The 10,054-nt window shown below is 64.4% G+C and carries 11 protein-coding genes; 5 read left to right on the forward strand and 6 right to left on the reverse strand.

Features of this window, described 5'->3' with window-relative positions:
- Positions 1-221 precede the first annotated feature (221 nt).
- Positions 222-380 carry a hypothetical protein gene (locus VW23_RS28870; RefSeq protein WP_176730336.1) on the forward strand — a complete coding sequence of 53 codons (159 nt, stop codon included), beginning with the start codon at positions 222-224 and terminating at the stop codon, positions 378-380.
- A 225-nt stretch (positions 381-605) separates the two neighbouring features.
- On the opposite strand, the gene VW23_RS05665 is transcribed toward VW23_RS28870, so the two are convergent.
- The gene (locus VW23_RS05665) at positions 606-1,754 is read right to left on the reverse strand and encodes a THUMP domain-containing class I SAM-dependent RNA methyltransferase (RefSeq protein ID WP_069908620.1); all 1,149 of its coding nucleotides are present in this window, start codon (positions 1,752-1,754) and stop codon (positions 606-608) included.
- Between the two features lie 116 nt (positions 1,755-1,870).
- Here VW23_RS05665 and VW23_RS28875 point away from each other — a divergent pair, with 116 nt between their 5' ends.
- Together VW23_RS28875 and VW23_RS05670 are read left to right on the forward strand one after the other, a co-directional pair.
- On the forward strand, positions 1,871-2,011 hold the full coding sequence (locus VW23_RS28875; protein ID WP_176730337.1) for a hypothetical protein: 141 nt from the start codon (positions 1,871-1,873) through the stop codon (positions 2,009-2,011).
- A gap of 7 nt (positions 2,012-2,018) precedes the next feature.
- Positions 2,019-2,528 (forward strand): GNAT family N-acetyltransferase, encoded by a 510-nt coding sequence (locus VW23_RS05670; protein WP_069908621.1) that lies wholly within the window; start codon positions 2,019-2,021, stop codon positions 2,526-2,528.
- A 324-nt stretch (positions 2,529-2,852) separates the two neighbouring features.
- Here VW23_RS05670 and VW23_RS05675 read toward each other — a convergent pair whose 3' ends face one another.
- Positions 2,853-3,500, reverse strand: coding sequence for a TetR/AcrR family transcriptional regulator (locus VW23_RS05675; RefSeq protein ID WP_069908622.1), 648 nt, complete (start codon positions 3,498-3,500; stop codon positions 2,853-2,855).
- 79 nt (positions 3,501-3,579) lie between these two features.
- Between VW23_RS05675 and VW23_RS05680 the strand changes: the two genes are divergently transcribed.
- The gene (locus VW23_RS05680; RefSeq protein ID WP_069908623.1) at positions 3,580-4,056 is read left to right on the forward strand and encodes an anthrone oxygenase family protein; all 477 of its coding nucleotides are present in this window, start codon (positions 3,580-3,582) and stop codon (positions 4,054-4,056) included.
- A gap of 2 nt (positions 4,057-4,058) precedes the next feature.
- Here the strand turns inward: VW23_RS05680 and VW23_RS05685 are convergent, their stop codons facing one another.
- The 3 genes from VW23_RS05685 to VW23_RS05695 form a co-directional block, all read right to left on the reverse strand.
- On the reverse strand, positions 4,059-4,889 hold the full coding sequence (locus VW23_RS05685; RefSeq protein ID WP_069908624.1) for an extensin-like domain-containing protein: 831 nt from the start codon (positions 4,887-4,889) through the stop codon (positions 4,059-4,061).
- Positions 4,890-4,914: 25 nt separating this feature from the next.
- Complete coding sequence (locus VW23_RS05690) at positions 4,915-5,391, reverse strand: DUF1203 domain-containing protein (protein WP_055873142.1); 477 nt, start codon at positions 5,389-5,391, stop codon at positions 4,915-4,917.
- Positions 5,392-5,619: 228 nt separating this feature from the next.
- Complete coding sequence (locus VW23_RS05695; protein ID WP_069908625.1) at positions 5,620-6,087, reverse strand: hypothetical protein; 468 nt, start codon at positions 6,085-6,087, stop codon at positions 5,620-5,622.
- Between the two features lie 162 nt (positions 6,088-6,249).
- On the opposite strand from VW23_RS05695, the gene lepA reads away from it, so the two are divergent.
- On the forward strand, positions 6,250-8,055 hold the full coding sequence (lepA, locus tag VW23_RS05700; protein WP_069908626.1) for a translation elongation factor 4: 1,806 nt from the start codon (positions 6,250-6,252) through the stop codon (positions 8,053-8,055).
- A 1,099-nt stretch (positions 8,056-9,154) separates the two neighbouring features.
- Here lepA and VW23_RS05705 read toward each other — a convergent pair.
- A partial coding sequence (locus VW23_RS05705; RefSeq protein ID WP_069908627.1) for an AAA family ATPase occupies positions 9,155-10,054 on the reverse strand: 900 nt, incomplete at its 5' end.

Genomic DNA, 10,054 nt, shown 5'->3' on the forward strand with positions numbered 1-10,054 from the left:
GATGCTGGCGGACGGCGCCAGGCGTCACCCCGAGCTCCTCAGCGGCCGGAGCAAGCGCGCCGCGCCGCGCCACGATCTCGATGGCACGAATGGCATTGAGCGGAATGGGAAACGGGCTCGGCATATAGATTTTCTATACCCCTCGGAAATTCTTGTCGATTGGCGCACACAGCCTGACAGCACATATTAGGCCGTACACCGCACCCAAGGAGGGCTTCAAAATGTACAACCTGTTCAGCGAACTGCGCCTCTGGCTGGCGCGACTGTTCGAGATCGAGGGCGATGAGACGGGCAACGACCCGCTGAGCGCCATGAGCGCGCGCGAGCTGGCAGATCTGCCGGTGTATCACCCGCGGTTTGACGACTGCATCGGGGCTTGAGCGCACTGGCCGGCCCCTAGCGCCCCCTCGCCCCTCTGGGGAGAGGGCGGCGGGGAGGCCGAAGGCCTCACCGCGGGGTGAGGGGCGCCAAGGGCGCTGAGATCGAGTGTCGTAAGGGTGGCTGCTAACTCAGTGTGCTTGGCTGCCCCTCACCCTGACCCTCTCCCCCCGGAGGCGCTATCGCGCCCCGAGGAGGGGCGAGGGGACGCTAGGGGCGCCGCCGGTTCATTTAGGCAACACATCCGTCCGATACAGCGTCACCCGCAGCCCGCCATGCAGCACGGGGGCGCCGTTCGGCAGGAACGGCAGTGCCGTCGCTCGGGCCAGCCCAAGTTCGGTGGTGATCAGCCCGACGCGCCAGCCGGAGAAGCGCTCGCGCAGCACGCTGCCTAGACTGCGGTAGAGCGGGCCGAGCGAGGCGCTTTCGCCGATGCGGGCGCCGAAGGGTGGGTTGACGATCACGAGGCCCGGCGGCCCCGGTGGGCGTTCGAGCTCGCCGACCGGCAACTGCCGGAACTCGGTCAGCCCGGCGACGCCGGCGCGCTCTGCATTGGCCTTGCTCATCTCGATGGCGCCGGCATCGCGGTCGCTGCCATAGAACCGCACCGTCGGTTCGCGGCGCGTGGTGGTGCGCAGCGCTTCCCAGCCCGGGCGATCGAAGCTTGCCAGTTGCTCGAAGGCAAACGTGCGGGAGCGGCCCGCTTGCAGGCCGGCGGCGATCTCGGCGGCTTCGATGACGAAGGTGCCGGAACCGCACATCGGGTCGAGCACCGGTTCATTGCCGGTGTAACCGCATTGGCTGAGGAACATCGCCGCCATGGTTTCGCGCATCGGCGCGCGGTTCACCGCTTCCTTATGGCCGCGCTTGTGCAGCAGCTCGCCCGAGGTATCGACACTGATGGTGACGAGATCGTCTTCGATCCGCGCCATGACGGTGAGCGGCGCCTTGTCGAGCACCGGGGCGCCCAGCTCCTCGCGGATGGCGGTGGCGACGCGCTGCGCCGCCGCCCCGGCGTGATAGATTTTCGACTTGCGACAGCTGGCCTCGACCGCCACCGGCACGTCGGGGCGGAGCAGCGCCGCCCAGGGCAGTTTTCGGGCCCGCTTGTCGAGCTGCGCCAGGTGCATGGCGCGGAACGTCGCGAAACGGGCCAGCACGCGGGTGGCGCCGCGCAGCTCGAGATTGGCGCGCCAGACCTCGGGCCAGCCGCCGGTGATGGTGACGCCGCCTTCTACCTGCTGGGGCTTCTCGAACCCCAAAGCTGCCGCTTCGGCGCGCAGGGCCGCCTCGAGCCCGGGAGTGGCGACGAGGAAAATCTCGAACGGCGCGTTCGGATCGAACGCACGCGGCTTGATATCGGGGAGGTGCGACATGCGGGCTGCTGTAGTGCATTTCCGCCTGACAGGCCAGTTCATGGGGCGTTCAGCGCGTGCCGACTAGATCGACCGCCCATGGCGCTGAGCGCCCGTCCCGATCCGGGAGAAGAAAGATGAAGATGAAAGACCTGTTCTCCAAGCTCCGCAACCGTTCGCCCAAGCCCCAGACCCGCGACTGGACCACCAGCTGGACGCCGCGCGATTGGGCCGACCTGCCGACGCACCATCCGCGCCGCGAAGACGACGCGCTCTGAGCTGGTGATGAACGTCGCCTCGCCCCTGGTGATCCGCCCGGCGCGGCTGGGCGATGCGCTGGCGATTGCCGCGCTGCACCATGTCGCCGTGCATCAGCTGGCAGCGCCGTTCTATCCGCACGACGTGCTGGCGCACTGGAGCCCATCGGTGACGCTGACGAGCGCCGAGCGGCGCTATCGCGAAACCCAGGAAGATGGCGGGCTGACGCTGGTGGCCGAACAGAACGGCACGCTGGTGGGCTTCGGCGTCGTCGTGCCGGAGGCCGGCGAGATCTCCGCCTGCTACGTGGCGCCGGAAGCGGCGCGCCGCGGCATCGGCCGCGCGCTGCTTAAGGCCATGGAAGCGGCGGTGAGCGCGCACGGCGTGCACGAACTCAACGTCCGCGCCTCGCTCAACGCCAAGAGTTTTTACTCCGCCTTCGGCTACCACGTCAGCGGCAGGGGTGAGTATCGCTTCGAGGATGGCACGGTGATGGTGGTGGCGTTCATGCGCAAGGATTGCTCGCCGGTGGTGTGAGGGCATATTGGCCCCCACCCACGGGGTCATTGCCGCGAAAGCGGGAACCTCTGTTTTCGCGCAACCCTCAGCATCGCTAACGGAGATCCCCACTTTCGCGGGGATGACGCCGAGTTTGGGATGGTTGCAGTGGATCAGCTGAAACACTCCGAGGGCGGTTCTTGCCCTCAAGCTTGCCTTGCCCACCCACCGGCGTCATTCCCGCGCAGGCGGGAACGTAGTGGGATGCTGCGGCGCTGGTGGAGGCTGAGAGATCGCACTGGGTCCCCGCTTTCGCGGGGATGACGCCGGTGGGGTGTTGCAGGCGGTCGGGCTGTCCTGCGCTCAGGGCAGCAGCAGCTGGCCCAGCGTGTGCTCGAGCCAGGCGGCGTATTGCTCCGGCGTAAGACCCTCGATCCGGGTCAGCATCAGAAACAGTTCGGGGCTGGCGAGGCGCCAGATCTGCGCCAGGGCCGCGGCCTCGCTCATCCCATCCCGCAGCGGCCCCTTGCCGGCCAGCGCCTTCGCCACCAGCGCCAGGTTCTCGCGTCGCCCGGCATGGATGGCGTCATAGACCTTCGCCATTTCGGGGTCGGTTTCAGCCGCGACACGCAGCACCGCTACGATGTCGGCTACCGCCGAGAGTACCTGCGCGATATCGCGGGCGAACAGCCTGAGCATCTCGGCCTGATCGTGGGCAGCCGCCACGGCCCGCGGGCCGGCCTGTTCGACCAGCGGCGTCGCCGGATCGCCACGCCGCACCGCGGCCTGCACCACCCCAAGCAGCAGCGCGGATTTGTTGCCGAACACGGCGTAGACGCTCTCCGCCGATACCCCGGCGGCGCGCGCCACGGCAGCGATGGTCGTCCCCTGCCAGCCATTGGCAATGAACAGCTGGCGCGCCGCCGCGACAATGGCGCCACGCGTGTCGGCGGCCTGCTGCTGGCGCAGGCGAGACCGGTATTTCCGGCGGGGTTCGGGCTGCTCGGTCAATTCGCTATGCCATTGCCATATTGACTACAGTGACACTGTATTGTAATTACAGGGCCAGCGTCGAGAGGAGCCCTATCCTATGCCTGGCCTCGGCTATCTATCCACCATTGGACAAGCGCTTTCCCTGCTGCTCGTCGGCCTGTTGGCCGGCAGCATGTATGGAATCTGGTTTGGCTACGACATTACCCGCTATTCGCCCGCGAGCTTTGTCGAGGTGCATCAGGGTGCGGTGCGCGGCCTCAACACGCTGCTGCCGCTGATGGGGCTGGCCGCGATCGTTGTGGTGGTGGTGCTGGCCGTGCTGACGCGGCAGCGGCCGACAGTGCTGATGCTCTATGGCGCCACGGCGCTCGGCCTCGTCGCCGCCGGGCTGATCACCCGCTTGCTCAACCAGCCGATCAACGACGCGGTGATGGGCTGGTCCGCCAACACCCTTCCGGCCGATTGGGAGACGCTGCGCAACAGCTGGTGGAGCTGGCATGCGGCGCGGCTCGGGGCCACCATCCTGGCGCTGCTGCTGCTGATCGCGGCGGTCTTCACCGACCGCAGCGCCTGACGCTACTCACACAGCCGCGCCGTGCAGGTCTTGCCGTGGCAGCCGAGATCGACATGCAGGTGGTCGTGATGCTCGGCGTTGGCTTCGGGGCCGAGCACGGTGGTGAAGTGGGCGCAGGCGGAATCATGGGCGAAGCGCAGCAGCCGACCCTCCGATGACAGCGCATCGGCCCAGCCGCCCTCGACGGTGACAAAGCGGCCGTCTTCGAGCTTGAAGCCGACCACGTCGAGCGCATCGGCGAAGGCATGGAAGCTGAGGTTACCGGTGCTGCCATTGTTGACGTTGCGGCACATGTAGGAGGTGCCGACCACCACCTCGGCGATCCGCGTATTGTCCCGGGCCAGCAGGTAACTGTCGATCGATTCGATCCAGGCCGGCAGGGCCGAGGCGATGCCGCAATCGGTCTCGACGCCGCCCGCCACCGGCACCATGCGGCCATTGGCGAGGACGCCGGTGACCGAGAGCGGCGACTGGGTGCCGCATTGTTTCTCCTCGATCGGCGGCAGCGCCTTGGCCTCGACCTTGCCGAGCAGCACGGCCGGGCACGCCGTCTGGTAGATGCGCGGCGGGGCGGTCGGCTCGGCCGGTTCCGCCACGTGCTCGCCGGGGGGTAGCGGCGGGCCGATCGGGTCAGCGGTGGGCGGCTTCGGTGCGGGTGTTTCGGCAGGCTTTTCGGGCGTTGCCGCCGGCCGATGCCGGGGCAGCTTCACCGCCGGTTCGGCGGAGAGTTCTGCCGGCCGCGCCTTGGGAAGGGGTACGGTCGCGTCGCCTGCCTGTTGCGCCAGGGCGGCAAAGCTCATGCTGGCGAAGAGGCAGGCGAGGATGAAGCGCATGCACCCCGAACGCGGCGACCCCGCGTCAGGTTGCGCGGTCGATCCTGAGGGTGAAGCAGTTATTGGTGGCCGAGCGCATGTGGACGTAAGCCACGTCCGCGCGCTCGAGGATCGCCTCCGCCGCTGCCTCGATGCCATCGTTCCCCACCACGATCCCGGTGCCGTAGACGATCCTGTCGTCGGCGCCGTAGCCGCGCAAGATGCGACCGCTGGTGCCGCGCTGCTCGCGCTCCGGCAGGCCGGCGGCGGGTTCATAGGCCGGGCAGGCCTCGGCGTGGAGGAAGATCGGCCCGAGCTCGGCATAGGGCTGCGGTGCCGGGAACGGACGATAGGCGAGAACGAGATAGGGCTCGCCGGCCGCGACGTTCTCGAGGCAGTGCCGGCACGGCACCCCGTCGCCATCGGAGATGCGCCGTTCGGGCGCCTGGCCGTTGGCATCGGGGGCGCCGGCGCGGTAGGCGGCGGCGAGATCAGAGGGCATTCCGGAGTAATGCAGGGTCATGGTGGGGTCTCCTTTGGTGGGGAGATATTGCCGATGGTGGTTGAGGGAAGCGACCCGGTTTTGGCCGGGTCTCATGGCTTCGCGCTTGATTGAACTTCCCCTCACCCTGACCCTCTCCCCGGAGGGGAGAGGGGACGCGAGACCACAGACGGTGCCCCATCGCCCCCTCTCCCCGCTGGGGAGAGGGTCGGGGTGAGGGGCAGTCCAACTCAACTCATTCCGACAGCCCTACCCCGGCCGGCGGAACTCCATGATCCAGTTGGTCTCCCAACTATCCCCGCCATCGTACGAAAACGCCTGGCTCCAGCGTGGGGTTTCGGTGTCGGTGCCGCTCCAGTCGAACAGCACTTTGACCGGTCGGGTGCCATCCATGTCGTCGCCGGCAAAGCTGCCGCGGCCGAATTCGAAGCGGCCGAATACCGGCGGCTCCAGCACGCCCTTCTCCGAATTGATCCAGTAGATCGCCCACTCGTCGCGCTCGGCGTTGTAGATCCTGAGCGTCATGCCCTTGAAGCCTTTGGTGGGGAAGTCGCTCTCATCGATCGACACCATGCCGCCGAGCATGAGCTGCGCCGTCTCGTAGGAGGTGAACACATCCCACTCGCTCGAGCCGACGCCGCGGGCCTTGAGCCGCCGGTTGGTGACCACCCAGTCGCCATGGTTGAAGGCAAAACCGCGCCGTGTCTCGGAATCCATTTATGAGCCTCCCCGCGCCCTGTTGCGCCGGGTGGTGATAGCGCAATCGCCTGCCACCCGATGTCAGGGTTTGCTGCGAGCGCGCACGCGATACGCATCTGCCGCTGTTAACCCCCGATAAACCATCTTTGCCCGGCCACACGGCTCTGGTATCAGCGGCCCATGTCTATACCGCTCGACCATATTCGCAATTTCTCCATCGTCGCCCATATCGACCATGGCAAATCGACGCTTGCCGATCGGCTGATCCAGCTCACGGGCGGCCTCGAGCTGCGCGAGATGAAGGAGCAGGTGCTCGACTCGATGGATATCGAGCGCGAGCGCGGCATCACCATCAAGGCGCAGACGGTCCGGCTGACCTACAAGCACACCGACGGCGAGACCTATATCCTCAACCTGATCGACACGCCCGGCCATGTCGACTTCGCCTATGAAGTCAGCCGGTCGCTGGCCGCCGTCGAGGGTTCGCTGCTGGTGGTCGATGCCAGCCAGGGCGTCGAGGCGCAGACCCTCGCCAATGTCTACCACGCCATGGATGCCAATCATGAGCTGGTGGTGGTGCTCAACAAGATCGACCTGCCCGCCGCCGAACCCGAGCGGATCAAACAGCAGATCGAGGACGTGATCGGCATCGACGCCAGTGACGCTGTGGAGATTTCCGCCAAGTCAGGCCTCAACATCGACAAGGTGCTGGAAGCCATCGTCGAGCGGCTGCCGGCGCCCAAGGGCGATATCAACGCGCCGCTGAAGGCGCTGCTGGTCGACAGCTGGTACGACACCTATCTGGGCGTCGTGGTGCTGATCCGCGTCATCGATGGCACGGTGAAAAAGGGCCAGAAGATCCGGATGATGAACGCCAACGCGGCGTACGAGCTCGACCGCGTCGGCGTGTTCACCCCCAAACTCATCGATATCGGCGAACTCGGCCCCGGCGAGATCGGCTTTTTCACCGCCTCGATCAAGGAAGTGGCCGATACCAATGTCGGCGACACCATCACCGACGATCGCCGCCCGACGGCCAGCGCGTTCCCCGGCTTCCGCCCGGCGCAGCCGGTGGTGTTCTGCGGCTTGTTCCCGGTCGATGCCTCGGACTTTGAAGAGCTGCGCGCCGCCATGGGCAAGCTCCGGCTCAACGATGCCAGCTTCAGCTACGAGATGGAAACCTCGGCAGCGCTCGGCTTCGGCTTCCGCTGCGGCTTCCTAGGCTTACTCCACCTCGAAATCATCCAGGAACGGCTGAGCCGCGAGTTCAACCTCGATCTGATCGCCACCGCGCCATCGGTGGTGTACGAAGTGCATCTCACCAATGGCGAGACGCTGATGCTGCACAACCCGGCCGACCTGCCGGACGTGGTGCGCATCGACCACATCAGCGAGCCGTGGATCAAGGCCACCATCCTCACCCCTGACGAGTATCTCGGCTCGATCCTGAAGCTCTGCCAGGATCGGCGCGGCATCCAGCGCAACATGACCTATGTCGGCAACCGCGCCATGGTCGAGTACGACCTGCCGCTCAACGAGGTGGTGTTCGATTTCTATGATCGGCTGAAGTCGATCTCGAAGGGCTATGCCAGCTTCGACTATACGCTGGCCGATTACCGCGAGGGCGACCTGGTGAAGCTGTCGATTCTGGTCAATGCCGAGCCGGTCGATGCGCTCTCAATGTTGGTCCATAGAAACGCCGCAGAGTCCCGCGGCCGCATCATGTGCGAAAAGCTCAAGGACCTGATCCCGCCGCACCTGTTCGTGATCCCGATCCAGGCCGCCATCGGCGGCAAGATCATCGCCCGCGAAACTGTCCGCGCCATGCGCAAGGACGTGACAGCAAAGTGCTATGGCGGCGACGCGACCCGTAAGCGGAAGCTCCTCGAGAAGCAGAAGGCGGGCAAGAAAAAGATGCGCCAGTTCGGCAGCGTCGAGATCCCGCAGGAGGCGTTCATCAAGGCGCTGAAGATGGGGGATGAGTGAGGGGGGCCGCCAAAGGCAAAACTGCCAAGGTGGAGCGGTTTGGTGAGAAGTTCATGAGAGTTACGCTTCGCGCGCATGCGGTGGTTCGCAGCGTCGAGATCTCGCCGGGGCGCTAATTTGGGCGCTGAAGATGAGGATAGTAAGGGGTCACCCTATCCCTAGTTTTCTGCCTACGTGGCCAATAAGTGCCCGTCGGGTTGGGTGGGCGAGTACAACAAAGTGTAGCCGCCCCTCTCCTGGTGCAAGGTCGGTGTGATCGCTGAACTCTAAGGTCATTCCGTCCTTATCATTGAAGCGAGTTAGCGCGATCCTGCTGCTGCTCTCAGGTCGTACGTTGAAAGGGTAAGATGGGTGAGCGCTCCTTAGCGCCTTCCATTGCGCAATTGCGTCGTTAATTCCCTTGAGTTTCCCCCAGACCGAGGCGAGGAACGGATCTCCTGCTGCTATGCCCTCAATCTGAGCGCGGGTCCTAGGAATGAACTCTAAATGCGGTAGCCTCTCAGCGCGAGCAGCCCACAGTTCCCTGCCATCTTGGAAGAGAGGTCTTAGCCTGTCTTCCAATGTAGGTCTGTGGCTAGCTACACCCTCCGGTGACGCAGCGTTTCTGGCGGAAACGGTTTGCTCCGCCAAGTCTCCGGTAGCCGACAACTCCAACAGATCAAGATTCACCTCGAGGGCGCTCCAGTACACGTCAGTTAGCAAACTGACCGCCAGTCCATCCAACCGGTGCGCCAACCCCAATGCATCTGCGGCGCAGCCCGGAGAAACTGGCGCCGATTGTTGCAGCTTGTACTCAAACGAGGCCACGTCAACCCGCGCCTCTTCGACCGCTAGCCGAAGAGGTGAACGATCCGCGACTCGCTTGAGGTACTGGCTTTCCTCAACGCAGCTTCCTGTGTTTCGGATGGCAGCAACGGTATGGCTACCGATCATGACAGAGTTCAGTGGATGAACCGAGTTCACTACCAGTTTGTCATCTATGGCCCGTGCATGCCTTATAGTCGCAACAAGCGATTTCAAGTGCTGTATTGCCACTTCGATCGCCATTCCGACGTGTGGCGTTGATAGATCATTTAGGAAGAGCTGAAGTGTCAATCTATCAGTCCAAGAGCCGATCTAAACTTCTTTCCCACTCATCAAAAAAACCCGAAGGCCAATATGACAGCCGGCCGTCCTGCGTCATCGCTGGCGTTTCAAACTCAGCGCGCTGACCTGAATTCCGCGCGAAGAAATGGCACTTTGTACTATCCGCGGGTAGAAACCCATCCTTCACTGCAAGTCTAATTCCATTCAATACGTGATCGCTGTGGGTTTCGATCAACACTTGAACGCCGTTAGCTGCCGTAAGCGCGAGTAGTCTTCCTATCGCTACCTGCCCTTTTGGATGAAGTTGCGCCTCCGGGTTTTCTACGATGATGGTCGTGCGGGGCGTCGCTGACAGACACGCCGTCACAATGGGAAGCGAGTGCGTCAAACCGAACCCCACGTTCGTGGGCCTTAGTGGCTCACTGTAGGCCGCTCCATCCCCTCGGTACGAGAATACCAGTCGGACCAGGTCAGTCATCGGAATTGATTCAGGCTCAACGCGAACACCGGGGCTGAATTCCTGGAGCCACGCATTGACCTGACCGAGAAGGCTCCCAACTTTTGCGTCCCCGACGCGAAGCAGTTGAGGTGTCGACGTCTCGCCGCCGAACTCGAGAAGGTAATGAGCTGTATACTCTCCCCGCGCGCCCAGAAAGCGATTGTGCCTGACGGCGTGTTGGCTTTTGGGCAACGTTACGGTCGGGGTGATCCTATCGGCACGAAGGTACTGCAGCCCCGGAGCCAAGAAATCCATCATTGGCAGTTCGCCGCGCTCGGGCCGCACGGTGCACGTCAGCACGTCGGCGTCAGCCTTTACCGGCGCTACCCACCTAGCCGATTTGGCTTCCCCTAGGGTGCGATGCCCTATGGTTATGGCGATCTCCGGCGATATGAAGTTCTGGTGAAGTACATC

This window comes from Devosia insulae DS-56 (assembly GCF_000970465.2).
Lineage (GTDB): Bacteria > Pseudomonadota > Alphaproteobacteria > Rhizobiales > Devosiaceae > Devosia_A > Devosia_A insulae.

Excerpts from the sequence above, each read along its gene's own strand:
- VW23_RS28870 (WP_176730336.1), top strand. The coding sequence starts at position 222 with ATGTACAACCTGTTCAGCGAACTGCGCCTCTGGCTGGCGCGACTGTTC.
- VW23_RS05665 (WP_069908620.1), bottom strand. The coding sequence starts at position 1,754 with ATGTCGCACCTCCCCGATATCAAGCCGCGTGCGTTCGATCCGAACGCG.
- VW23_RS28875 (WP_176730337.1), top strand. The coding sequence starts at position 1,871 with ATGAAGATGAAAGACCTGTTCTCCAAGCTCCGCAACCGTTCGCCCAAG.
- VW23_RS05670 (WP_069908621.1), top strand. The coding sequence starts at position 2,019 with ATGAACGTCGCCTCGCCCCTGGTGATCCGCCCGGCGCGGCTGGGCGAT.
- VW23_RS05680 (WP_069908623.1), top strand. The coding sequence starts at position 3,580 with ATGCCTGGCCTCGGCTATCTATCCACCATTGGACAAGCGCTTTCCCTG.
- VW23_RS05685 (WP_069908624.1), bottom strand. The coding sequence starts at position 4,889 with ATGCGCTTCATCCTCGCCTGCCTCTTCGCCAGCATGAGCTTTGCCGCC.
- VW23_RS05690 (WP_055873142.1), bottom strand. The coding sequence starts at position 5,391 with ATGACCCTGCATTACTCCGGAATGCCCTCTGATCTCGCCGCCGCCTAC.
- VW23_RS05695 (WP_069908625.1), bottom strand. The coding sequence starts at position 6,087 with ATGGATTCCGAGACACGGCGCGGTTTTGCCTTCAACCATGGCGACTGG.
- lepA (WP_069908626.1), top strand. The coding sequence starts at position 6,250 with ATGTCTATACCGCTCGACCATATTCGCAATTTCTCCATCGTCGCCCAT.